Source organism: Paracoccus yeei ATCC BAA-599, assembly GCF_000622145.1.
GTDB lineage: Bacteria > Pseudomonadota > Alphaproteobacteria > Rhodobacterales > Rhodobacteraceae > Paracoccus > Paracoccus yeei.
Genome location: NZ_JHWH01000009.1, coordinates 165,713 through 188,315, shown reverse-complemented (window position 1 = coordinate 188,315; position 22,603 = coordinate 165,713). Strand labels below are relative to the sequence as shown.

At 68.1% G+C, this 22,603-nt stretch carries 20 protein-coding genes; 15 read left to right on the top strand and 5 right to left on the bottom strand.

Features of this window, described 5'->3' with window-relative positions; translation table 11 throughout:
- Window positions 1-24: 24 nt before the first annotated feature.
- The gene (locus BU28_RS0107010; RefSeq protein ID WP_028718841.1) at window positions 25-867 is read right to left on the bottom strand and encodes a calcium-binding protein; all 843 of its coding nucleotides are present in this window, start codon (window positions 865-867) and stop codon (window positions 25-27) included.
- A 198-nt stretch (window positions 868-1,065) separates the two neighbouring features.
- Between BU28_RS0107010 and BU28_RS22275 the strand changes: the two genes are divergently transcribed.
- From BU28_RS22275 to BU28_RS0106940, 14 genes are all read left to right on the top strand, one after another.
- Complete coding sequence (locus BU28_RS22275) at window positions 1,066-2,256, top strand: calcium-binding protein (RefSeq protein WP_051577944.1); 1,191 nt, start codon at window positions 1,066-1,068, stop codon at window positions 2,254-2,256.
- Between the two features lie 125 nt (window positions 2,257-2,381).
- The gene (gene ehuR, locus BU28_RS0107000) at window positions 2,382-3,767 is read left to right on the top strand and encodes a MocR-like ectoine utilization transcription factor EhuR (protein ID WP_028718840.1); all 1,386 of its coding nucleotides are present in this window, start codon (window positions 2,382-2,384) and stop codon (window positions 3,765-3,767) included.
- 78 nt (window positions 3,768-3,845) lie between these two features.
- Window positions 3,846-4,631, top strand: a complete 786-nt coding sequence (gene ehuA / locus BU28_RS0106995) for an ectoine/hydroxyectoine ABC transporter ATP-binding protein EhuA (RefSeq protein ID WP_028718839.1) — start codon at window positions 3,846-3,848, stop codon at window positions 4,629-4,631.
- Window positions 4,632-4,658: 27 nt separating this feature from the next.
- Complete coding sequence (gene ehuB, locus BU28_RS0106990; RefSeq protein WP_028718838.1) at window positions 4,659-5,480, top strand: ectoine/hydroxyectoine ABC transporter substrate-binding protein EhuB; 822 nt, start codon at window positions 4,659-4,661, stop codon at window positions 5,478-5,480.
- Between the two features lie 40 nt (window positions 5,481-5,520).
- The gene (gene ehuC, locus BU28_RS0106985) at window positions 5,521-6,177 is read left to right on the top strand and encodes an ectoine/hydroxyectoine ABC transporter permease subunit EhuC (protein WP_028718837.1); all 657 of its coding nucleotides are present in this window, start codon (window positions 5,521-5,523) and stop codon (window positions 6,175-6,177) included.
- Window positions 6,177-6,836: an ectoine/hydroxyectoine ABC transporter permease subunit EhuD gene (gene ehuD, locus BU28_RS0106980; protein ID WP_028718836.1), complete on the top strand. Its 660-nt coding sequence runs from the start codon at window positions 6,177-6,179 to the stop codon at window positions 6,834-6,836. The genes ehuC and ehuD overlap by 1 nt, the downstream gene beginning before the upstream one ends.
- Window positions 6,833-7,570, top strand: a complete 738-nt coding sequence (gene eutA / locus BU28_RS0106975; RefSeq protein ID WP_028718835.1) for an ectoine utilization protein EutA — start codon at window positions 6,833-6,835, stop codon at window positions 7,568-7,570. Before ehuD ends, eutA begins: the two co-directional genes overlap by 4 nt.
- Entirely contained in the window at window positions 7,570-8,526 is a 957-nt protein-coding gene (gene eutB / locus BU28_RS0106970; RefSeq protein WP_028718834.1) for a hydroxyectoine utilization dehydratase EutB, read from the top strand. Before eutA ends, eutB begins: the two co-directional genes overlap by 1 nt.
- Complete coding sequence (locus tag BU28_RS0106965; RefSeq protein ID WP_028718833.1) at window positions 8,523-9,485, top strand: cyclodeaminase; 963 nt, start codon at window positions 8,523-8,525, stop codon at window positions 9,483-9,485. Before eutB ends, BU28_RS0106965 begins: the two co-directional genes overlap by 4 nt.
- A 10-nt stretch (window positions 9,486-9,495) precedes the next feature.
- On the top strand, window positions 9,496-10,677 hold the full coding sequence (doeA, locus tag BU28_RS0106960) for an ectoine hydrolase DoeA (protein ID WP_028718832.1): 1,182 nt from the start codon (window positions 9,496-9,498) through the stop codon (window positions 10,675-10,677).
- A gap of 4 nt (window positions 10,678-10,681) precedes the next feature.
- Window positions 10,682-11,692, top strand: coding sequence for a N(2)-acetyl-L-2,4-diaminobutanoate deacetylase DoeB (doeB, locus tag BU28_RS0106955; protein ID WP_028718831.1), 1,011 nt, complete (start codon window positions 10,682-10,684; stop codon window positions 11,690-11,692).
- 1 nt (window position 11,693) lies between these two features.
- On the top strand, window positions 11,694-13,157 hold the full coding sequence (locus BU28_RS0106950) for an NAD-dependent succinate-semialdehyde dehydrogenase (RefSeq protein WP_028718830.1): 1,464 nt from the start codon (window positions 11,694-11,696) through the stop codon (window positions 13,155-13,157).
- A 23-nt stretch (window positions 13,158-13,180) separates the two neighbouring features.
- Window positions 13,181-14,554: an aspartate aminotransferase family protein gene (locus tag BU28_RS0106945; protein WP_028718829.1), complete on the top strand. Its 1,374-nt coding sequence runs from the start codon at window positions 13,181-13,183 to the stop codon at window positions 14,552-14,554.
- Window positions 14,555-14,576: 22 nt separating this feature from the next.
- On the top strand, window positions 14,577-15,638 hold the full coding sequence (locus BU28_RS0106940) for an alcohol dehydrogenase catalytic domain-containing protein (RefSeq protein ID WP_051577935.1): 1,062 nt from the start codon (window positions 14,577-14,579) through the stop codon (window positions 15,636-15,638).
- On the opposite strand, the gene BU28_RS0106935 is transcribed toward BU28_RS0106940, so the two are convergent.
- On the bottom strand, window positions 15,632-16,186 hold the full coding sequence (locus BU28_RS0106935; protein ID WP_028718827.1) for a helix-turn-helix domain-containing protein: 555 nt from the start codon (window positions 16,184-16,186) through the stop codon (window positions 15,632-15,634). The two genes, BU28_RS0106940 and BU28_RS0106935, sit on opposite strands and share 7 nt — an antisense overlap.
- Before the next feature lie 222 nt (window positions 16,187-16,408).
- Between BU28_RS0106935 and BU28_RS0106930 the strand changes: the two genes are divergently transcribed.
- Window positions 16,409-18,856 carry a GcvT family protein gene (locus tag BU28_RS0106930; protein ID WP_028718826.1) on the top strand — a complete coding sequence of 816 codons (2,448 nt, stop codon included), beginning with the start codon at window positions 16,409-16,411 and terminating at the stop codon, window positions 18,854-18,856.
- A 12-nt stretch (window positions 18,857-18,868) separates the two neighbouring features.
- Here the strand turns inward: BU28_RS0106930 and nadC are convergent, their stop codons facing one another.
- From nadC to nadA, 3 genes are read right to left on the bottom strand one after another with little or no spacing between them, the layout of a single operon-like run.
- Window positions 18,869-19,717, bottom strand: a complete 849-nt coding sequence (nadC, locus tag BU28_RS0106925) for a carboxylating nicotinate-nucleotide diphosphorylase (protein ID WP_028718825.1) — start codon at window positions 19,715-19,717, stop codon at window positions 18,869-18,871.
- Window positions 19,714-21,258, bottom strand: coding sequence for an L-aspartate oxidase (locus tag BU28_RS0106920; RefSeq protein WP_028718824.1), 1,545 nt, complete (start codon window positions 21,256-21,258; stop codon window positions 19,714-19,716). The genes nadC and BU28_RS0106920 overlap by 4 nt, the downstream gene beginning before the upstream one ends.
- A complete protein-coding gene (nadA, locus tag BU28_RS0106915) occupies window positions 21,255-22,307 on the bottom strand; it encodes a quinolinate synthase NadA (protein ID WP_028718823.1) in 1,053 nt (350 codons plus the stop codon). The genes BU28_RS0106920 and nadA overlap by 4 nt, the downstream gene beginning before the upstream one ends.
- Window positions 22,308-22,603 lie beyond the last annotated feature (296 nt).

Genomic DNA, 22,603 nt, shown 5'->3' with positions numbered 1-22,603 from the left:
CGGAGGGCGCCCGGACCGTCCGCATCAGACCACGGTGAAGAAGCGGCCCGGGTCCGCGGTCACGTCGTCATAGGACACGCCGTGCAGCAGGACGCTGTCGCCCTGGCCGAAGTCGATCAGCGTGCCGGCGTCGCCAAGGTCGACGGCGAAATCGGCCACTTCCTCGGCCGAGCCCAGCGTCACCCCCTCCAGCCGCGAGGAGATCTGGATGATGTCGCCGTCGGTAAAGTCCATGACCACGTCGCCGCCGCCCGAGAAGGTGAACAGGTCCTCCCCCTCGCCGCCATAAAGGACGTCGTCGCCGGTGCCGCCGTCCAGGGTATCGCGACCGGCACCCCCTTCAAGCAGGTCGTCGCCTTCGCCGCCCAGCAGAAGATCATCGCCCAGCCCCCCAAGGATCTGGTCGTCGCCGGCGCCCCCCAGCAGCGTGTCGTCGCCGACGTCGCCCGAAAGTGTATCGTCGCCCGCACCGCCGTCCAGCAGATCGTCGCCGGTGCCGCCGGCCAGGGCATCGTCGCCCGCGCCGCCTTCCAGCGTGTCGTCGCCGGCACCGCCTGCCAGAAGGTCGCTGCCCGCGCCGCCCTGCATCAGGTCGTCGCCCGCACCGCCGGACAGGGTGTCGTCCCCTTCCCCGCCGTAAAGCGCATCGTCCCCGGTGCCGCCCAGCAGCTGGTCGTCGCCGGACCCGCCATACAGCCGGTCGTCGCCCGAACCGCCGTTCAGCAGGTCGTCGCCCGCCTCGCCGTGAACGATGTCGTCGCCCGAGCCGGACATGACGGTATCATGCCCCGCTCCGGCTGCGATGAAGTCCGAGAGCGACGTCCCGAACAAGAAGTCGCTGAACGCGCCCCCTGGTATCGTGGCCATGATGACCCCTTTCTTGCTGTGATCCAATGCGGCGGAAGCTAAACCAAAGCGGGCAGACGGCCGACGTCTATTTACTTAAAATTGCAGGCTTTTCCGGTTCGCTTCGGCAATGCGGTCCCGCTAGCATCCGTCCGACGTTCCAGTCCCGGGCATCACCGGGGCGCAGGATCAGGGCCGCTTCAAACTGGAAAAGCAACCATGGCGACGTATTCAGACCTGAAATCGACCATTCTGTCCGACGAACTCTTTCGCCTGCTGCCGACCGGCCTCGACCCGGCGGAATCCGAGGGGCTGGATTTCGCCAGGACCGCCATCGGCATCCTGGCCGGCGCCCTGTCCCAAGGCCTGCAAATCGGCGGAAGCGGGGCCGACACGCTTGCCGGCGGTCCGGGCAACGATGTCATGCTCGGGCTTGCCGGCGACGATTCCCTGCACGGCGGTGCGGGCTGGAACCTGCTGTTCGGAGGTGAGGGCAACGATGTGCTGGACGTGCGCTGGCTGACCGATCCCGACCGAGGCGGCCTGTCCTATGACGACTGGGCCGAGGCAAAGCGCGCCGCCGGGGACGGGTTGTTCGGCGGCGCGGGTAATGATTCGCTCTTTGCATCGTTCGGGTCCGATCTGCTGCTGGGTGGTGCGGGGAACGACCTTCTCAGCGGGCAGGATGGCAACGACCTGCTGGATGGCGGATCCGGCGACGACCGGCTCGAAGGCGATGCCGGGCGCGACAGCCTTCATGGCGGCGCAGGCAACGATACGCTGTCAGGGGACCTGGGCGAAGACCGGCTTTATGGCGGCGACGGCAGGGACAGGTTGCAGGGCGACAATGGCAACGACCTGCTGGACGGCGGCTTGGGAAACGACACGCTTCATGGCGGCTTTGGCGACGACAGCATCACGGGCGGCGCAGGCAACGACTGGGTGGACGCCGGCGGCGGCGACGACAGCATCGACCTTGGCGACGGCAATGATTTCGTCGCCGCGATCGAGGATTTCGGGCGCGGCGACGACTCCATCTTTGGCAGGGCGGGCAACGACACGCTGCATGGCGGGCGCGGCAACGACATGATCGACGGCGGCGCGGGCGACGATGCCCTGAATGGCGGCGCGGGCGACGATTTCCTGACCGGCGGCGGCGGTGCCGACCTGTTCCAGTTCCGCAGCGCGCATGGCGTGGACATCATCGCCGATTTTTCCGACGAGGATCGCCTGATCATCACCCGCAACATCAATGGCCAGTCCATCGACCCCGAATCGCTGGGCGACCGGTTGCACGACTTGGGCGATGCCGCTTACCTGGATCTGGGCAACGGTCATGGCGTGATCTTCCTTGGCCACGACGCCGAGACGCTGGGCGAGCTTTTGCAGACCAGGGTGGATTTCTGGTAAAGGCGGGACGGCTGGCGGCCGAGGCCACACAGGCCGAGCGCGGCTCAAGGCGTAAAGCTTGCGCAGGCAACAGCTGAATTTTCCACCTTCTGCCCAAAATTGAACTGCTTTAAGGTCATGTCATTATGACCCAATGGCGCCCCGATCCCGCCCGCCTTCGTCGACCGGCCTATCTGTCCCTGGCGGATCAATTCGCGCGGGCCATTGCGGACGGGCTGCTGCCCTCGGGCGCCAAGCTCAGGCCGCACCGGGACCTGGCCTATGAACTGGGGCTGTCGGTGCAGACCGTGTCGCGCGCCTATAACGACCTGATCCGGCGTAGGCTGATTGCGGGCAAGGTGGGCAGCGGGTCGTTCGTCCTGCCGCCGGCCGGCGACAGCAACCCGCCCTATATCGCCGACCGCAGCAGCGAGGTGATCGACCTTTCGATCCTGAAGCCGGTCAGCGACGACCACCACATCGCCCTGATGCGCGACGGGCTGCACTGGGTGGCCGACAACCTCAGTGCGTCCTCGGCGCTGTCATTCCGACCCAGTTCGGTCCTGCCGCATCACCGCCATGTCGCCGCCGGCTGGTTGAAGCGCAGCGGCATCGAGGTCGCGCCAGACAATATCGTCATCACGGACGGCGCCACCTCGGCCATCACCACCGCGGTGATGAGCGCGGTGCCCTGCGGTGCGACACTGGCGGCGCCCGCGCTGACCCATCACCTGCTGATGCCGCTGTGCAAGTATCTGGGCCTGCATCTGGATGGGCTGGCCTGCGACAGCGACGGCATCCTGCCGGATGCGCTTGATATGGCGGCGGAAAAAGGGCTGGTGCGCGCGGTCTATACCCAGCCCACCGCGATCAATCCGCGCGCCAATGTCACCAGCCTCGCGCGGCGGCGCGACATTGTGGACATCGCCCGGCGGCACGACCTGTTCATCGTCGAAAACGACATCCTGGGCGATGTGGTGGTGGACGCGCCCACGCCCTATGCCATGCTTGCGCCCGAGCGGGTCTTTCACATCCGCGGCTTTACCAAGGTCGCGCTGCCCGGGCTGCGGCTGGCCTATCTGTCCGCGCCGGAACGGGCGGCAGCCGTGGCGGCAAATCGCCATCTGGTGACAAGCTGGATGGCGACGCCGCTGATGGTCGAGTTGCTGAGCCACTGGATCGAGGACGGCACCCTGCACGGCCTGGTCGCCTGGCAGCGCGAGGCCCTGCAGCGCCGCCATGCCCTGGCGCAGGCGATCCTCACCGGCCTTGATTTCAGCGCCCATCCGCAGGGCCTGCATGTCTGGCTGAACCTGCCCGAAGGCGTGGACGAGGATCAGTTCGTCGCCCAGGCGCGGGTGCATGGCGTGGCCATCGCCTCGGGGCAGGCGTTCCGTGTCAACGATCATCAGCGCCGCAATGCCGTCCGCATCGCCCTGGGCACCAAGCGCGAGGACGATCTGCAGCGCGGCCTTGGCCTGGTGCGCGACCTGCTCCGCAGTTCGCCCGAGCCCCTGCTGCCACTGCTGTAGAATTGTCATGATACGATATAATAATTGACCTGATTTGGCAGCAATGCAAACCTGTCCGCGAACGGCAAGGGGACGGACGTGGGCGACCCAATCATCCGCATCGACAATCTGCGCAAATCCTTCGGCACGCTGACCGTCATCGACGGGCTGTCCTTTGACGTGCACAAGGGCGAAAAGCTGGCGCTGATCGGGCCTTCGGGCTCGGGCAAGACGACGATCCTGCGCATCCTGATGACGCTGGAATCGCTGTCGGGCGGCCGGATCGAGATCGACGGCCAGCCGCTTTACCACATGCAGAAGAACGGCGCCGAGGTGCCCGCGGACGAAGCGCATCTGCACAAGATGCGCGCCCGCATCGGCATGGTATTCCAGCATTTCAATCTGTTCCCGCACAAGTCCGTGCTGCAGAACATCACCCTGGCGCCGGTCCTGACCCAAGGCCAAAGCCGCACCGCCGCCGAAAGGCGCGGCCGCGAGCTTCTGGACATGGTCGGGCTTGCCGACAAGGCCGATGCCATGCCCTCGCAACTGTCGGGCGGGCAAAAGCAGCGCGTGGCGATCGCCCGCGCGCTGGCGCTGAACCCCGACATCATGCTGTTCGACGAGGTGACGTCCGCCCTTGACCCCGAACTGGTCGAGGAGGTTCTGCTGGTGATGAAGCGGCTGGCCGCCGAAACCGACATGACCATGCTGCTTGTCACCCACGAGATGGGCTTTGCCAGCGAATTCGCCGACCGCATCCTGTTCTTCGACAAGGGCCGGATCGTCGAGCAGGGCCCGCCAGAACAGATCTTCAAGAACCCCAAGGAAGAAAGAACCCGAGGCTTTCTGCGCAAGATCATCGCAGCCGGCCATCGGGTCTGACCAACAGAACCAACAGCGGAGATTGACATGAAGCTTTACCTGATGGCCGCCGTGATGCTGGCCGCTCCCCTGCCCGCGCTTGCCGATCTGGACACGCTGAGGGAACAGGGCTTTGCCCGCATCGCCATCGGCAACGAGCCGCCCTATACCGCCGTCGGCTCGGACGGCAAGGTCTCGGGCGCGGGTCCCGATGTCGCGCGCGAGGTGTTCAAGCGCCTGGGCGTCGCCGATGTCGAGGCCTCGATCCTGGAATATGGCGCGATGATCCCCAGCCTGCAGGCTGGCCGCGTCGATGCCGTGACGGCGGGTCTGTTCATGAAGCCCGAGCGCTGCGCCGCGGTCGCCTATTCCCAGCCGATCCTGTGCGATGCCGAGGCGCTGCTGGTGCCCAAGGGCAACCCCAAGAGCTTCCAGTTCTATGCCGATATCGCCAAGGACGAGACCGCACGGCTGGGAGCCCCCGGCGGCGGCACCGAGGAAAAGCTGGCGCTGGACGCGGGCGTGCCGCGCGACCGGCTGATCGTCGTGCCGGACCCGCAATCGGGGCTGAAGATGCTGCAGGACGGGCGCATCGACGCCTATTCGCTGCCGGTGCTGTCGCTGAACGAACTGCTGGCGAAATCCGGCGATGCCGGTCTGGAAATCTTTGCCCCGGTCAAGGATGCCCCGGTCTATTGCGACGGCGCGGCCTTCAACAAGAAGGACACGGCGCTGCGCGACGCCTTCGACGTGGAACTGGCCAAGATGAAGGAAACGGACGACTTCGCCAAGATCGTCGAGCCCTACGGCTTCAGCGCCGAGGCCGCGCTGTCGACCGACCGCGATACGCTTTGCGCCGCGCCGCAATAAGCCGAACCGCAGACCCCAACAGCAAGGCAGGCATCAGCGCATGGGCGACTGGGCAGGATATCTGACACTCATCCTTCAGGGGGCCTGGGTCACGGTGCAACTGACCGTGATGGGCTGCGCGGTCGCGCTGGTCGTGGCCTTCCTGGCTGGCTTGGGCCGGGTGTCGCGTCACGCCGGCCTGCGCTGGCTGGCCAGCATCTATATCGAGTTCTTTCGCGGCACCTCGATCTTTGTGCAGCTGTTCTGGATCTATTACGTCCTGCCGCTGACCGGCGTATCGCTTAGCCCGATGCAGGCGGGGGTGATGGCGCTGGGTCTGAACGTCGGCGCCTATGCGGCCGAGGTGGTGCGCGGCGCCATCCTGTCGGTGCCGCGCGACCAGCACGAGGCGACGGTTGCGCTGAACCTGACCGGCTATCAGCGGATGCGCCATGTCATCCTGCCCCAGGCCCTGCCGCTGATGCTGCCGACCTTCGGCAACAATGCCATCGAACTGCTGAAGGCCACTTCGGTCGTGTCGCTGATCTCGCTGTCCGACATGACGTTCCAGGCGCAGGTGGTGCGGTCGCAGACCGGCAGCACGCTGGTCCCCTTTGTCGCGATCCTGGTGATGTATTTCGCGCTCTCCTCGCTGATTTCGGCCGGGATGCGCTGGTTGGAACGGCGCGCGACGCGCGGGCTGGACGGGGTGCGCTGATGGAATGGGATTGGGATTTCGCGCTGAGCATCCTGCCGACCCTGTTGCAGGGCTTGCAGATCACGCTGCTGGCGACCGTGCTGGGCGTCATCGTGGCCGCCGTCCTGGGCCTTGTCTTTGCGCTGCTGCGGCGCTCGCCCAGCCGCACCGTCACCCGCACGACCGGCTTCGTGGTCGAGTTCATCCGGGGCACGCCGCTGCTGGTGCAGCTGTACTTCATCTTCTACGTCCTGCCCGACATCGGACTGCGGCTGCCGGCGCTGGCGGCGGGCGTGCTGGGCATGGGCCTGCATTACGCGGCCTATTTCGCCGAGGTCTATCGCGGCGGCATCGAATCCGTGCCGCGCGGCCAGTGGGAGGCGGCGCGCGCCACCAACCTGACCGCGCGCCAGACCTGGATGCATGTCGTCCTGCCGCAGGCGGTCCCGCCGATGATCCCGGCCATGGCGAACTATGTCCTGGCCATGTTCAAGGAAACGCCCCTGCTGTCGGCGATCACCGTGATGGAGCTGATGGGCCAGGCCCGTTCGGTTGCGAATTCGACCTATCGCTATGTCGAGCCGATCACCCTGGTTGGCGTGTGCTTCCTGATCGTCAGCATCATCTCGGTCGTCGGCTTGCGCTGGCTGGAACGCCGCTTTGGAAGGTTCGGAAAATGACCGTGGAACTGCATCTGGACGACCGACCCCTGCCCCGCCGCATCGGCCTGATCGCGCTGGCGACCGACCACACGACCGAGCCGGATTTCCATCGCATCCTGTCGCCGCGCGGCATCGGCGTCTATGCGACGCGCATCCCCTTCGCCAATCCGGTGACGCCTGAAACCCTGGCTGCCATGGCGGGCGACGTGACCGGCGCCGCCGCGCTGATCCTGCCGGGCGAGGATCTGGATGCGGTGGTCTATGGTTGCACCTCGGCCTCGGTCGTGATCGGGGACCGGGCGGTGCGCGACGCGATCGCGGCGGGCAAGCCCGGAACGGTGGCGATCACGCCGATCTCGGCCGGGTTCGCGGGTCTGCGCGCGCTTGGCGCGCAGCGGATCACGCTGCTGACCCCCTATGTGCCCGAAACCACCGCACCCATGGCCGCCTGTTTCGAGGCCGGCGGCTTCACCCTGCAAGGCGTCACCAGCCTTGGCCTGACCGACGACCGCGCCATGGCGCGGCTGTCGCCCGACAGCATCGTCGCGGCGGCCAGGGATGCGCTGGTGCCGGGCAGCGAGGCGATCTTCGTGTCCTGCACCGCCGTCCGCGCCGCCGGGGTGATCGACCGGATCGAGGATGCGACCGGCGTACCGGCGGTGTCGTCGAACTATGCCGCCGCCTGGGCAGTGCTGCGCGCCTGTGGCGACACCGGCGTCGCCGCGCCCGGCCAGCTGATGAGGCTGCCGTGATGCCCGTCACCTTGGCCGACATCCGCGCCGCCAGCGCCCGCATCGCGCCGCATGTCGCGCGCACGCCTCTGGTCGCCGACCCGCGCCTGCCGCAGCTCTGGCTGAAATGCGAACACCGCCAGCCGACCGGCGCCTTCAAGCTGCGCGGCGGGACCAATGCGGTGCTGACCCTGCCCAGGCGCGCACGGGCCGTCGTCACCGCCTCGACCGGCAATCACGGTCGCGCGCTGGCCCATGCGGCGCAGGCGGCGGGTATTCCCGCGACGGTCTGCCTGTCGCACCTGGTCCCCGACAACAAGGTCCGCGCCATCCGCGAGCTGGGCGCCGAGGTCCGCGTCACCGGCGCCAGCCAGGACGAGGCGATGGCCGAGGTCGCCCGCGCCGTGGCCCGCGAAGGCATGACGCGGATCGACCCCTTCGACGATCCCGCCGTGGTTGCGGGACAGGGCACCATCGGGCTGGAACTGGCCGAGGACCGGCCCGACCTGCACAGCGTCCTGGTGCCCCTGTCGGGGGGTGGGCTGGCGGCGGGCATTGCCGTCGCCGTCAAGGCCCTGATCCCTACCGCCCGCGTGATCGGCGTCAGCATGGAAAACGGCGCCGCCATGGCCGCGAGCCTGGCCGCCGGCCATCCGGTCGAGGTGATCGAAACCGCAAGCCTGGCGGATTCCCTTGGCGGCGGCATCGGGGCGGACAACCGGGTGACCTTTCCCCTGTGCCGCGCGCTGCTGGACGGCGTGATCCTGGTCTCCGAGGCCGAGATCGCCGCCGCCCTGCGCCATCTGGCGGCGGCGGGCCATGTGGTCGAGGGCGCGGCGGCCGTGGGCCATGCCGCCATCCTGTCGGGCCGCTTCCGCCCCGAGGGGCCGACCGTCACCATCCTGTCGGGCGGCAACATCGACCCGGGCCTGCACGCCCGCATCGTCGCCGGCGCCAACTCCGTCGAGGCCGCATGAGAACGCCCGTCATCATCCTGACCGAGACCGATCTGCGCCGGCTGGTGCCCCTGGACCTTGCCGCCGTCGATTGCATCGAGGATGCCTTCCGCGCACTGGCGACCCAGGCCGTTGCCATGCCGCCGGTCCTGCGCCTCGACATTCCCGAACACCGGGGCGAGGTCGACGTGAAGACCGCCTATGTCCCCGGGATCGACCATTTCGCGATCAAGATCAGCCCCGGTTTTTTCGACAATCCGACGCTGGGCCTGCCGTCGACGAACGGCATGATGGTGGTCCTGTCCGCCCGCACCGGGCTGGTTCAGGCGCTGCTTCTGGACAACGGCTATCTGACCGACGTGCGCACCGCCGCCGCCGGGGCCGTCGCCGCGCGGCATCTGGCGCGGCAGGACGCTGAAAGCGCCGCGATCCTGGGGGCGGGGATGCAGGCCCGGATGCAGTTGCGCGCGCTGGCGCTGGTCCGGCCGCTGACCCGCGCCACCGTCTGGGCCCGCGACGCGGCCAAGGCCCGCGCACTCGCCGATGAGATGACGGCCGCGCTTGGCTTTCCCGTCACACCGGCCGTGACGCCCGAGGCGCAGGCGGATGTGATCGTGACCACCACGCCCGCCGAAAGCCCCATCCTGGCCAGCGCCCCGCCCGGCAGCCACATCACCGCCATGGGCTCGGACGCCGGGCACAAGAACGAGATCGCGCCTGACCTGCTGGCGGCCGCCCATTACGTCGCCGACCGCCTGTCCCAGACCCGCGCCCTGGGCGAGTTGCACCATTCCCCCCTGGCCGGGACCGAGTTCCCCGAGCTTGGCCAGGTCATCGCCGGAATCGCGCCGGGCCGCACGTCGGACCGGCAGATCACGCTGGCCGACCTGACCGGCACCGGCATCCAGGACACCGCCATCGCCGCCCTTGCCCTTGCCCGTGCGCGGGCCGCCGGGGCCGGCCAGACCTTCACCCCTTGAAAGCAGCGCCATGACAGAAGCAGCCTTGAAATTCAGCCGCGCCGAATATGCCGACCGCCTGCGCAAGACCCGCCAGGCGATGGAGGAGAAGGGCGTCGATCTGCTGATCGTCACCGATCCCTCGAACATGAACTGGCTGACCGGCTATGACGGCTGGTCGTTCTATGTGCACCAATGCGTCGTGGTCCCGCCCGAGGGCGAGCCGATCTTCTTCGGCCGGGCCATGGATGCCGTGGGCGCACGCTTCACCGCCTATCTGAACGAAGCCAATGTCATCGGCTATCCCGACGACTATGTGCAGAACACCCAGAAACATCCGATGGACCTGCTGTCGCAGATCCTCAAGGACAAGGGCTGGGGCGCGAAACGCATCGGCGCCGAGATGGACAACTACTGGTTCACCGCCGCCGCCTTCGCCGCCCTGCAAAGGCACCTGCCCGACGCGACGTTCAGCGACACGACCGGGCTGGTGAACTGGCAGCGCGCGGTGAAATCCCCGACCGAGCTTGACTACATGCGCAAGGCCGGGGCCATCGTGACGAAGATGCACGAACGCATCTTCGAGAAGATCGAGCCGGGGATGCGCAAATGCGACCTGGTGGCGGAAATCTATGACGCGGGCATCCGTGGCACCGACGGCTTTGGCGGCGATTATCCGGCCATCGTGCCGCTGCTGCCCTCGGGGCGCGAGGCGGCGGCCGCGCATCTGACCTGGGACGACCGGCCGATGCGCGCGGGCGAGGGCACCTTCTTTGAAATCGCGGGTTGCTATAACCGCTATCACGCGCCCTTGTCGCGAACGGTTTTCCTGGGCAAGCCGCCCAAGGTTTTCACCGAAGGCGAACAGGCCGTGCTGGAGGGCATGGAGGCCGGGCTCGAGGCCGCGCGCGCGGGCAATACCTGCGAACAGTTCGCTGGAGCCTTCTTTGCCGTGCTGAAGAAATACGGCATCGTCAAGGACGGCCGCACCGGATACGGCATCGGCGTCAGCTATCCGCCCGACTGGGGCGAACGCACCATGTCGCTGCGTCCGGGCGACCGCACCGTGCTGCAACCCGGCATGACCTTCCATTTCATGACCGGCCTCTGGACCGACGAGATGGGGCTGGAGATCACCGAAAGCGTCGTCATCACCGAGGGCGCGCCGGAACTGCTGGCCTCGGTGCCGCGCAAGCTGTTCGTGAAGGACTGACGCCATGTTGCAGATGCAGCTGACGCCGTCGCCCATCACGGCGACGGTGGATTTCTCGGCGCCCGGGGTCAGCCACGGCTTCCTGCGCCTGCCCTATTCGCGCGACGACGCGGCCTGGGGGTCGATCATGACCCCCATCACCGTGGTCAACAATGGCGAAGGCCCGACCGCCCTGCTGACCGGGGCGAACCACGGCGACGAATACGAAGGCCCGATCGCATTGTTCGACCTGGCCGCGACCATCCGGGCCGAGGACGTGACCGGCCGGATCATCATCGTGCCGGCAATGAACTATCCGGCCTTCGGGGCGGGCACGCGCACCTCGCCCATCGACCGGGGCAACCTGAACCGCAGCTTTCCGGGGCGTCCCGACGGCACGGTGACGCAGAAGATCGCCGACTACTTCCAGCGGGTTCTGCTGCCCATGGCCGATGTGGTGGTGGATTTCCATTCGGGCGGCCGGACGCTGGACTTCCTGCCCTATTGCGCCGCCCATATCCTGCCCGACAAGCGGCAGGAGGGGCAGAGCTTCGACCTGGTGCGGGCCTTCGGGGCACCCTGGTCGGTCAGGATGCTGGAAATCGACGCCGTCGGCATGTACGACACCGCCGCCGAGGAGATGGGCAAGATCTTTGTCACCACCGAACTGGGCGGCGGCGGCACAGCGACCGCGCGCACGGCGGGCATCGCCAAGCGCGGCCTGCGGAACCTGCTGATCGCCGCCGGCGCGATGCGGGGCGAGGTCCGGGCCCAGCCGACGCAATGGCTGGACATGCCCGACGCCGATTGCTTCACCTTTGCCGAGGACGGCGGGCTGATCGAATTCCTGGCCGACCTGGGCGACAGCGTCGAACAGGGCCAGCCCATCGCCCGCATCTATCCGATGACCCGCACCGGCATCGCCCCGGTCACGGTCACGGTCAACCGCGCGGGCCTGTTCATGGCCCGGCATTTTCCCGGAATCGTCAAGCCCGGCGACTGCGTGGCAGTCGTCGGCGTGGAAATCGAGGCATGAGATGCTGGACCTTCCTTCCTTCGTTGCCGACCCCGCGCTGATCCGCGCCGATGCCCATGTCGGCGGCCAGTGGCAGGGCGCCGCGCGGCGCTTTGCCGTGACCGACCCCGCCACGGGCCAGACCATTGCGCAGGTGGCGCGGCTGGACGCCGATGCCGCCCGCGCCGCCGTCGATGTGGCCCAGGCCGCCTTTCACGACTGGGCCTGGCGCCTGCCGCAGGACCGCGCCGCCATCCTGCAGCGCTGGTTCCACCTGGTGCAGGACGCGCGCGAGGACCTGGCCCGGATCATGACCGCCGAACAGGGCAAGCCGCTGTCCGAAGCGCGGGGCGAGATCGACTATGCCGCCAGCTTCATCGAATTCTATGCCGAAGAGGCGCGCCGCCCGAACATCGAAAGCGTCACCTCGCATCTGGCCACGGCCGAGATGGAACTGTGGCGCGAACCCGTGGGCGTCGCAGCCCTGGTCACGCCCTGGAATTTCCCCTGCGCGATGATCACCCGCAAGGCCGCCGCCGCGCTGGCGGCGGGCTGCACGGTGGTCGTCCACCCCTCGGCCGAAACGCCGCTGTCGGCGCTGGCCTTGGCGGAACTGGCGCAGCGCGCGGGCTTTCTGCCGGGCGTGTTCAACGTGGTGACGGGCGACGCGCCCGAGATCGTGGGCGCCTGGTGCCAGGATGCGCGGGTGCGGGCGCTGTCCTTTACCGGTTCGACCCGCGTGGGCAAGCTGCTTTACCGGCAGTCCTCGGATACGGTCAAGCGGCTGGTGCTGGAACTGGGCGGCCACGCCCCCTTCATCGTCTTTGCCGAGGCCGACCTGGACCAGGCGCTGGACGAGGCGATCAAGGCCAAGTTCGCGACCTCGGGCCAGGACTGCCTGGGGGCCAACCGCTTCCTGGTCGAACGCCCGGTCTATGACGCCTTTTGCAAAGGCTTTGCCGCCCGCACCCGCGCCCTGACCCTGGGCCCGGGCGTCGAGGACCGCGACCTCGGCCCCCTGATGAACGAGGCCGCCATAGCCAAGCAGGAGGAACACGTCGCCGATGCCCTGGCCCGCGGCGCGCGCCTGCTGACGGGCGGACAGCGCGATCCGCAGGGGCCGCTGTTCTATCAGCCGACCGTGCTGGCCGACGTGCCGCGCGACGCGCTGATCTTTCACGAGGAAACCTTCGGCCCGGTCGCCGCCATCGCCCCCTTCGACGACGAAGCCGAGGCCATCGCCATCGCGAACGCCACCGAATACGGGCTGGTCGCCTATCTGCACAGCCAGGACCCGCGCCGCATCTATCGCCTGTCGCGCGCGCTGGAGTTCGGCATGGTTGCCGTCAACCGCACCAAGGTCACCGGCGCGCCGATCCCCTTTGGTGGCATGAAGCAGTCGGGCCTGGCCCGCGAAGGCTCGCGCCATGGGCTCGAGGCCTTCACCGACATCAAATACGTCTGCCGCGACTGGAGCCAGTCATGAGCAGCGCCCTGAAAGGAGACACCATGCTGACCAATGACGAGCTTGCGAAATGGGACCGCGAGAATTTCATGCACCCCTCGACCAACCTGGCGCAATTCGCGCGGGGCGAGGCGCCGCAGCGCATCGTGACGGGGGGTGAGGGCGTCCATATCACCGATCGCGACGGCAATCGCCTGCTGGACGGCTTTGCCGGGCTTTACTGCGTGAACGTGGGCTATGGCCGGACCGAGATCAGCGAGGCCATCGCCGCGCAAGCGCGCGAACTGGCCTATTACCACGCCTATGCCGGGCACGGCTCCGAGGCGTCGATCACGCTGGCAAAGATGGTGATGGAGCGCGCGCCCGAAGGCATGGCGCGGGTCTATTTCGGCCTGGGCGGGTCGGACGCCAATGAAACCAACGTCAAGCTTGTCTGGTATTACAACAACATCCGCGGCCTGCCGCAGAAGAAGAAGATCATCTCGCGCTGGCGCGGCTATCACGGCTCGGGGCTGGTCACGGGCTCGCTGACGGGACTGGAGCTGTTCCACAAGAAATTCGACCTGCCGCTGGCGCAGGTGATCCATACCGAGGCGCCTTACTACTTCCGCCGCAAGGACGCGGGCATGACCGAGGAAGCGTTCAGCGCCCATTGCGCCGACGAACTGGACAAGCTGATCGCCCGCGAAGGCGCAGACACCATCGCCGCCTTCATCGGCGAGCCGGTGCTGGGCACGGGGGGCATCGTGCCGCCCCCGCGCGGTTACTGGGACGCCATTCAGAAGGTGCTGGCGCGCCATGACATCCTGCTGATCGCGGATGAGGTGGTGACGGGGTTCGGCCGACTGGGCAGCATGTTCGGCAGCGACCATTACGGGCTGAAGCCGGACCTGATCACCATCGCAAAGGGGCTGACCTCGGCCTATGCGCCGTTGTCGGGCAGCATCGTCGGGCAAAGGATGTGGGACGTGCTGGTGCAGGGTGCCGACGAATTCGGCGTGCTGGGCCACGGCTGGACCTATTCCGCCCATCCCATTGGCGCGGCCGCCGGCATCGCCAACCTCAAGCTGATCGACGAACTGGGCCTGCTCGGCAATGCCGCGCGCACCGGCGCCTATCTGAACGCGCAGATGCAGGCGGCGCTGGCCGATCACCCGAACGTGGGCGAAATCCGGGGCGAGGGCATGCTGTGCGCCGTCGAACTGGTCGTGGACCGCACCGCCCGCCGGCATTTCGATCCCGCCCAGGCAATGGGCGCCAAGGTCGTCGCCGCCATGTTGAAGCGCGGCGTGATCGCGCGCGCCATGCCGCAAGGCGACATCCTGGGCTTTGCCCCGCCGCTCTGCCTGACCGAGGCCGAGGCCGACACCATCGTCGGCGTCACCGCCGAGGCCCTGGCCGAGGTCTGCGGTGGCTGAGATCCCGCAAAGGATGCGCGCCATGGTCCTGACGGGCCATGGCGGCATCGACCGGCTGGAATGGCGCACCGACTGGCCGGTGCCCGTCCCGAAAGCGGGCGAGGTTCTGGTCCGCATCACCGCCTGCGCCAAGAACAACACCGACCGCAAGGTGCGCGAGGGGCTTTACTCCACCGCGGACGACGGCGCGGTGACATCATTCGCCATGGCCGGAGACACGTTGCGCTTTCCCCGCATCCTGGGGGCGGATGTCGTGGGCCATGTGGTCGCGGTGGGCAAAGACGTGTCGCCCGAACGGATCGGCGAACGCGGCCTGCTGGACTTCAACATCTATCCCGATGCCCGGCGGGACCTGAACCTCGCGCCCGACTATTACGGGCATGGCGCCGATGGCGGCTATGCCGAATACGGCGCCTTCCCCTCGGACCAGTTCCACCACATTCCGAACCCCGACCTGTCGGATGCCGAATTGGCGACGCTGGGCCTGTGTTCGTGGCAGACGGGCTATCACATGCTGACCTCGGCTGGCGTCGCGGCGGGCGAACATGTGCTGGTCACGGGCGCCTCGGGTGGGGTCGGGACGGCGCTGATCCAGCTGTGCCGCGTGATCGGGGCGGTGCCGCACGCGATCGCCAGCCCGGGCAAGGCGGATGCGCTGAAGGCGCTGGGGGCGGAGACCGTGCTGGACCGCAGCGGCGACTGGCCCCGGGCGCTTGCCGGCATCGCCATCGACGCGGCGATGGACCTGGTCGGCGGCGCCATGACGGTGCCGCTGATCCAGGCCATGTGCCGCGACCTGCGCGCCCGCAGGACCCCGCCGCGCCTGTCCATTGCCGGGGCCGGCGGCGGCAATGTCACGCCCCTGCCCTGGACGCTGATCTATCTGAACCAGGTGCAGATCTTTGGCGTCTCGCACGGCACCCGGGCCGAGGCCGAGCAGTTGATCGCCTGGATCCGCGACGGCCGGCTGAAGCCGGTGCTGGCCGAAACCCTGCCGCTGTCGCGCCTGCACGACGCCGAAACCCGCTTCACCGCCCGCGGCGCGGACTTCGTCGGCAAGATGGTGATCGTCCCCGATCAATAGACGGGCGGCGCCACGATCCAGACGACCACCGCCGGTTCATCGCCGGGATTGCGCCAGGCATAGGACTTGCCGGCGAACTGGAAGCTGTCGCCGGGGGCCAGGTCGAATGCGGTGCCGTCGATGGTCAGCCGCAACTGCCCCGAGATCAGCACGCCGCCATCCTCGCGGGGGGCGGCGGGCCGGACGGCGGCGCTTTCCGAGCGGGGGGCAAAGGTCGACTTGATCATCTCGAACGAGCCGCTGAGCGCGGGCGACAGCAACTCCTCGGTCAATCCGCTTTCCGGGGTGCCGATGGCCATGCGGTCCGCGGCGCGCAGGATCAGGCCGCGTTCCTCGGGCGCGCGGGAGGATGAGCGAAAGAAGAAGCTGATGCTGACGCCAAGCCGGTTCGCGATGGCGCCCAGATCATGGACCGACGGGGTCGTCTGGCCGCGCTCGACCTGGCTCAGCCAGCCGACCGAGCGGCCGACGGCGGCCGAAAGCTCGGCCAGCCGCAGGTTGCGTGATTTCCGCAGCGACCGGATGTCTTCACCCACATGATGGTTCATCGGCTCTCCCTCGGGGACGGTCGCAGGCTGCCGTGATTGGAATGAAATTTCAACAGCGGGTGGCCGTAGTATGTGAAATGTGGTGATACTAATTTTCTGAAATGAAAATTTCCATTGATTTTTCACTTTCGCGGTGAATAGTCGGCTTGACGGCCGCAGCCCTGCCCCTTTCCTCCCGGGGCGGCTGCGCCCCTTGCCCGGTTCAACAGCGGATCACCCACCATGGCCGAACTGCCCACCCAAGCCCGCGTCGTCATTATCGGAGGCGGCATTTCCGGCTGTTCCGTCGCCTATCACCTGGCGCAGCTCGGCTGGACCGACATCCTGCTGCTCGAGCGCAAGCAGCTGACCTCGGGCACCACCTGGCATGCGGCGGGGCTGATCGGTCAGCTGCGCGCCAGCCAGAACATGACGCGGCTGGCGAAATATTCCGCCGATCTTTACACCCGGCTTGAGGCGGAAACCGGGCTGGCGACCGGCTTGCGGCAATGCGGCTCGATCACCGTCGCGCTGACCGGGGAGCGGCGCGAGGAGATCCTGCGCCAGGCGGCCCTGGCCCGCGCCTTCGGCGTGGACGTGAACGAGCTTTCCCCGCGCGAAGTGCTGGCGCTTTACCCCCATCTGGAGGTTTCGGACGTGGTGGCGGGCGTCCACCTGCCGCTGGATGGGCAGGCCGATCCGGGCAATATCGCGCTGGCACTGGCCAAGGGCGCACGGATGCGCGGGGCCCGCATCGTCGAGCAGGTCAGGGTCACGCGCGTCACCACCGCCAACGGCCGCGTGTCCGGTGTCGACTGGGCATGCGGCAGCGAAAGCGGCCATATTGCCTGCGAAAACGTGGTGAACTGCGGCGGCATGTGGGGCCGCGATCTGGCCGCCCAGAACGATGTCACCCTGCCGCTGCACGCCTGCGAGCATTTCTATATCGTTACCGAAACCATTCCCGAACTTGCCCGGCTTCCCGTGCTGCGCGTCCCCGACGAATGCGCCTATTACAAGGAGGACGCGGGCAAGATCCTGCTGGGTGCGTTCGAACCCAGGGCAAAGCCCTGGGGCATGGCGGGCATCCCCGAGGATTTTTGCTTTGACCAGTTGCCCGAGGATTTCGACCATTTCGAACCGATCCTGGAAAAGGCCATCGCCCGCATGCCGCTGCTGGCGCAGGCGGGGATCCATACCTTCTTCAACGGTCCCGAAAGCTTCACCCCCGATGACCGCTATTATCTGGGCGAGGCGCCGGAGCTGAAAGGCTATTGGGTCGCGGCGGGCTATAATTCCATCGGCATCGCGTCCTCGGGCGGGGCGGGCATGGCGCTGGCGCAGTGGATGGCCGACGGCGAGCCCCCCTTCGACCTGTGGGAGGTCGATATCCGCCGCGCCCAACCCTTCCAGAAGAACCGCCACTATCTGAAGGAACGCGTGACCGAAACGCTGGGCCTGCTTTACGCCGACCATTTCCCCTATCGGCAGATGGCCACGGCGCGCGGCATCCGCCGCTCGCCCCTGCATGGGCATCTGAAGGCACGCGGCGCCGTTTTTGGCGAGGTCGCGGGCTGGGAACGGGCCAACTGGTTCGCGCGTGAAGGCCAGCCCCGCGAATACCGCTATTCCTGGCAGCGCCAGAACTGGTTCGACAACCAGCGCGCCGAGCATATGGCCCTGCGCGAGGGCGTGGGCCTGCTGGACATGTCCAGTTTCGGAAAGATCCGGGTCGAGGGGCGCGACGCGCTTGCCTTCCTGCAACGGCTTTGCGCAGCCGACATGGCGGTGCCGGCGGGCCGCATCGTCTATAGCCAGATGCTGAACGCGCGCGGCGGCATCGAGTCGGACCTGACCGTGACCCGGCTGTCGGAAACGGCCTTCCTGCTGGTGGTGCCCGGCGCCACCTTGCAGCGGGACCTGGCCTGGCTGCGCCGGCATCTGGGCGACGAATGGGCGGTCATCACCGACATCACCGCAGCCGAGGCTGTGCTGCCGCTGATGGGCCCGCGCTCGCGCGCGCTTTTGTCGCTGGTCTCGCCCAACGATTTCTCGAACGCGGCGCATCCCTTCGGCACGGCCCGCGACATCGAGATCGGCATGGGCCTGGCCCGGGCCCATCGCGTGACCTATGTGGGCGAACTCGGGTGGGAGCTTTACGTCCCGACCGACCAGGCCGCGCATGTGTTCGAGACTCTGGTCGAGGCGGGCGAACAGGTCGGGCTGACGCTATGCGGCCTGCACGCCATGGATTCATGCCGCATTGAAAAGGCCTATCGCCATTTCGGCCATGACATCACCGACGAGGATCACGTGCTGGAGGCGGGCTTGGGCTTTGCCGTCAAGACCCGCAAGGGCGATTTCATCGGCCGCGATGCCGTGCTGAGAAAGCGCGACGCGGGGCTGGGGCGCCGCCTGGTCCAGTTCCGGCTGCGCGACCCTGGACCGCTGCTGTTTCACAACGAACCCATCCTGCGCGATGGCAGGATCGTGGGCCAGCTTACCTCGGGCAACTACGGCCATGCGCTTGGCGCGGCCATCGGCCTCGGCTATGTGCCCTGCCGCCCGGACGAGACGCCCGAGGAGATGCTGGCCGCCGACTACAGCATCGACGTTGCCGGCCGCATCGTCCCGGCCGAGGCCAGCCTGTCCCCGCTTTACGACCCCAGGTCGGCCCGCGTACGCAGCTGATCGGGCTGTTCCTTATTCGGAAACGTCCAGCCCCAGGTCCAGCACCGGCGCCGAATGGGTCAGCGCCCCGACCGAGATGTAATCCACCCCCGTCGCGGCGACCTCGGCGATGCGGTCCAGCCGCATGTTGCCCGAGGCCTCGGTGACCAGCCGGCCCGCGACCATGCCGACCGCGTTTCGCAGCGTGGGCGTGTCCATGTTGTCCAGCAGCACGACGTCGGCGCCGCCCTCGTCCAGGGCTTCGGCCAGCTGGTCCAGCCGGTCGACCTCGATCTCGACCCGGATCATGTGCGAGGCGCGGGCCTTGACCGCCTGCAGGACGGGCCGAATGCCGCCCGCCGCCGCGATGTGGTTGTCCTTGATCAGGATCGCGTCCGACAGGCTGAAGCGGTGGTTGAAGCCGCCGCCGTGCAGCACGGCCTGCTTTTCGACCAGGCGCAGGCCCGGGGTGGTCTTGCGCGTGCAGGTGATCCGCGCCTTCGTTCCGGCCGCCTGCGCGACGAAATCCGCCGTCCGGGTCGCGATGCCGCACAGCCTGCCGGCAAAGTTCAGCGCCACCCGCTCGGCCGACAGGATGGCGGCGGCGTCGCCCGCGACCTCGGCCAGGGTCTGGCCCTTGTCAAAGCGGGTGCCGTCGGGAACCAGGATCTGCAAGGCCAGCGCCGGATCGACCAGCCGGAAGGCGATGGCCGCAAGCTGCATCCCCGAAGCGACGCCCGCCTCGCGCGCGACGATCCGGGCGGCATAGCGGGTGCCGGGCGCAATGACCGTGCGCGTGGTCAGGTCGCCATAGGTGCCCAGGTCCTCGAGCAGGGCGGCGCGGACCAAGGGCTCAAGGATCATGTCGGGGAACGGGGTCATGCGGTTTCCTTCTGGCTGGCACGGGCCTCGGCCAGGGTCATGCGGCTGCGCCGGCCGGCGGGATGGGTGTCGGGATGATCGCTGCGGCAATGCGCGCCGCGGCTTTCGCGCCGGGCAAGGGCGGCGGCGCAGATCAGCGTCGCGGTGGCGGTCATGTTGCCCAGGGGCGCGCAATCGGGCTGGGCCGCCTCGATGGCCGCGATCTCGTGCAGGCAGGCGGCCAGCCCCGCCGCGTCGCGCACGACGCCCGCCCCCGCCGTCATCGCCTGGCGCAGGCGCCGGACCAGCGCCGGGTCGGGCGGCGGGGCATCGGCCAGTTCGGGCAGGACAACCCGGGCGTGGTCCCCCGCCGCGACCTCGGCCCCGATCGACGCCGCCGCGCGCGCCGCAAAGACCAGCGCCTCGAGCAGCCCGTTCGAGGCAAGGCGGTTCGCGCCGTGCAGCCCGGTCGAGGCCGCCTCGCCGCAGACCCACAGACCGGGCAGGCTGCTGCGCCCGTCGCGGTCGCTTTCGACCCCGCCCATGTGGTAATGCGCCGCAGCGGCGACCGGGATCGGCGCGCGGGTGGGGTCGATCCCCGCCCGGGCACAGGCAGCCGCCACCGCCGGGAATTCCGTCAGGATCCGCGGCCCCAGGCAATGCCGGGTGTCAAGCGCCGGCCGCAGCCCCGCCTGCGCCTGCAGATAGACGGCACGGGCCACCACGTCGCGCGGCGCAAGCTCGGCATCGGGGTGCACGGCCAGCATGAAGCGCACGCCCTGAGCATTGACCAGATGCGCGCCCTCGCCCCGCAGGGCTTCGGTCGCCAGGGGCGCGGGGTCCAGGCCCACGTCCATCGCGGTCGGGTGGAACTGCACGAATTCGGCATCGGCAATCACCGCGCCTGCCCGGGCGGCCATGCCGACCGCCTGGCCTGCGATGCGGGGCGGATTCGTCGTCAGCGCGTAAAGCCCGCCGACGCCGCCGGCCGCCAGCAGCACCGCCGGCGCGTGCAGCACGACCTGGGCCGAGGCCGGGGTCCGCATCAGCCGGACGCCGATGACGCGGCCGGCGCGCGTTTCCAGCCCCGTGGCCATCGCCCCTTCCAGCACCTGGACCGAAGGCGCACGCCGTACCGCCGCCACCATCGCCCGCATGATTTCCGCCCCTGCGCTGTCGCCCCCGACCCGGACCACGCGGGATGCGGAATGCGCGGCCTCGCGCGACAGCACATAGGCCCCGGTTTCCGTGCGGTCGAAGGGCGCGCCAAGGGCCGTCAGGTCGCGGATGTGGTCGGGCGCGGCCCCCGTCACCAGCCGCGCCACCTCGGCCTCGACCAGGCCGGCACCGGCGCGCAGCGTGTCCGCGGCATGGGCCTCGGGGCTGTCGGCGGGGTCCATCGCCGCCGCCACCCCGCCCTGCGCCCAGGCCGAGCTGGCCCCCTGCCCCAGGGGATCGGGCGAGACGACCAGCACCGGGCGCGGCGCCAGACGCAGCGCGGCCGACAGCGCCGCAAGCCCCGCGCCCAGGATGACGATGCGCCCGGTGGCAAGCGCCGTCATCCCGCCAGCCTGCGCGACAGGTCGATCATGCGCTGCACGGCACGGCGGGCCGGTTCGGCGACGCCTGGGTCGACCTCGACCACGCCGGTCATGGAATGCAGCGACCACAGCACCTTTTCCAGCGTGATCTTCTGCATATAGGGGCACATGTTGCAGGGGCCCAGAAACTCGACCTCCGGGTTCGCGTCCGAGATGTTCGAGGCCATTGAACATTCCGTCACCAGCATGACCTGCTTGGGCTGCTCGGCCGTCACCCAATCCTGGATATTCGCGGTCGAGCCGGCGTAATCCGCCTCGGCCACCACCTCGGGCGGGCATTCGGGATGGGCGATGATCTTCAGCCCCGGGTTCCAGTCGCGGAAGTCGCGCAGGTCCTGGGCCGTGAACTGTTCATGCACGATGCAGGCGCCGTCCCACCAGACCACCCGCTTGTGCGGCACCTTCAGCGCCACGTTCTGCGCCAGCCATTTGTCGGGCGTCATGATGATGGTATCGCTCTCCATCGCCGAAACGATCTGCACCGCGTTGGCGCTGGTGCAGCAGATGTCGGACGCGGCCTTCACCTCGGCGGTGGTGTTGACATAGCTGACCACCGGCGCGCCCGGATAGCGCGCGCGCATCTCGGCGATGCCTGCGGCGGTGATGCTTTCGGCCAGCGAACAGCCGGCCTCCATGTCCGGCATCAGCACGGTCTTTTGCGGGTTCAGGATCTTCGAGGTCTCGGCCATGAAATGCACGCCGCATTGCACGATCACATCGGCCTCGACCTCGGTCGCCTTGATCGCCAGGTGCAGGCTGTCGCCCACCACGTCGGCGATGCCGTGATAGATCTGCGGCGTCATGTAGTTATGCGCCAGCACGACGGCGTTGCGCTGCCTTTTCAACTCGTTGATGGCGCGGACATAGGGCGCGTGAATGGCCCAGTCGACCATCGGCATCACCCGGCCCATGCGGGCGTGGATGTCCGACATCGCCTCGGCGAGCGCCAGCGAGGGTTCCAGGTCGTAATGCGCGCGCAGCGTGCCGCGAATGTCGGTCAGGTCCAGCATGGCCGTCGTGCCCCCCGCTCTACCAGAACAAAGCCGCGCCCCGGACCCCGGCGGCGCGCGCTGGCTATGCTCTGTAAGGATGACGCAACGTCAAGGCAACAAGGGATTGCCGCTGCTGCGACAAGGGCGCCAGGGGCCGGACGGCAAGCCCCTGCCACGTTGAAAAAACCCGGCGGGAAAATCCATTCAGGAAGGACGTTTCCTTCAAGGCAGAGGCAAGACAATCCTGAATGGTTGCAACCCCGTGCCATAATGCAACTGCGGGCCACCGTTCCAAAAAATCCTTTTGAAATGAA

Bases quoted from the DNA above. Each gene is read 5' to 3' on its own strand.
- BU28_RS0107010 (WP_028718841.1), bottom strand. From the start codon at position 867: ATGGCCACGATACCAGGGGGCGCGTTCAGCGACTTCTTGTTCGGGACG.
- BU28_RS22275 (WP_051577944.1), top strand. From the start codon at position 1,066: ATGGCGACGTATTCAGACCTGAAATCGACCATTCTGTCCGACGAACTC.
- ehuR (WP_028718840.1), top strand. From the start codon at position 2,382: ATGACCCAATGGCGCCCCGATCCCGCCCGCCTTCGTCGACCGGCCTAT.
- ehuB (WP_028718838.1), top strand. From the start codon at position 4,659: ATGAAGCTTTACCTGATGGCCGCCGTGATGCTGGCCGCTCCCCTGCCC.
- ehuC (WP_028718837.1), top strand. From the start codon at position 5,521: ATGGGCGACTGGGCAGGATATCTGACACTCATCCTTCAGGGGGCCTGG.
- ehuD (WP_028718836.1), top strand. From the start codon at position 6,177: ATGGAATGGGATTGGGATTTCGCGCTGAGCATCCTGCCGACCCTGTTG.
- eutA (WP_028718835.1), top strand. From the start codon at position 6,833: ATGACCGTGGAACTGCATCTGGACGACCGACCCCTGCCCCGCCGCATC.
- eutB (WP_028718834.1), top strand. From the start codon at position 7,570: ATGCCCGTCACCTTGGCCGACATCCGCGCCGCCAGCGCCCGCATCGCG.
- BU28_RS0106965 (WP_028718833.1), top strand. From the start codon at position 8,523: ATGAGAACGCCCGTCATCATCCTGACCGAGACCGATCTGCGCCGGCTG.
- doeA (WP_028718832.1), top strand. From the start codon at position 9,496: ATGACAGAAGCAGCCTTGAAATTCAGCCGCGCCGAATATGCCGACCGC.
- doeB (WP_028718831.1), top strand. From the start codon at position 10,682: ATGTTGCAGATGCAGCTGACGCCGTCGCCCATCACGGCGACGGTGGAT.
- BU28_RS0106950 (WP_028718830.1), top strand. From the start codon at position 11,694: ATGCTGGACCTTCCTTCCTTCGTTGCCGACCCCGCGCTGATCCGCGCC.
- BU28_RS0106945 (WP_028718829.1), top strand. From the start codon at position 13,181: ATGCTGACCAATGACGAGCTTGCGAAATGGGACCGCGAGAATTTCATG.
- BU28_RS0106940 (WP_051577935.1), top strand. From the start codon at position 14,577: ATGGTCCTGACGGGCCATGGCGGCATCGACCGGCTGGAATGGCGCACC.
- BU28_RS0106935 (WP_028718827.1), bottom strand. From the start codon at position 16,186: ATGAACCATCATGTGGGTGAAGACATCCGGTCGCTGCGGAAATCACGC.
- BU28_RS0106930 (WP_028718826.1), top strand. From the start codon at position 16,409: ATGGCCGAACTGCCCACCCAAGCCCGCGTCGTCATTATCGGAGGCGGC.
- nadC (WP_028718825.1), bottom strand. From the start codon at position 19,717: ATGACCCCGTTCCCCGACATGATCCTTGAGCCCTTGGTCCGCGCCGCC.
- BU28_RS0106920 (WP_028718824.1), bottom strand. From the start codon at position 21,258: ATGACGGCGCTTGCCACCGGGCGCATCGTCATCCTGGGCGCGGGGCTT.
- nadA (WP_028718823.1), bottom strand. From the start codon at position 22,307: ATGCTGGACCTGACCGACATTCGCGGCACGCTGCGCGCGCATTACGAC.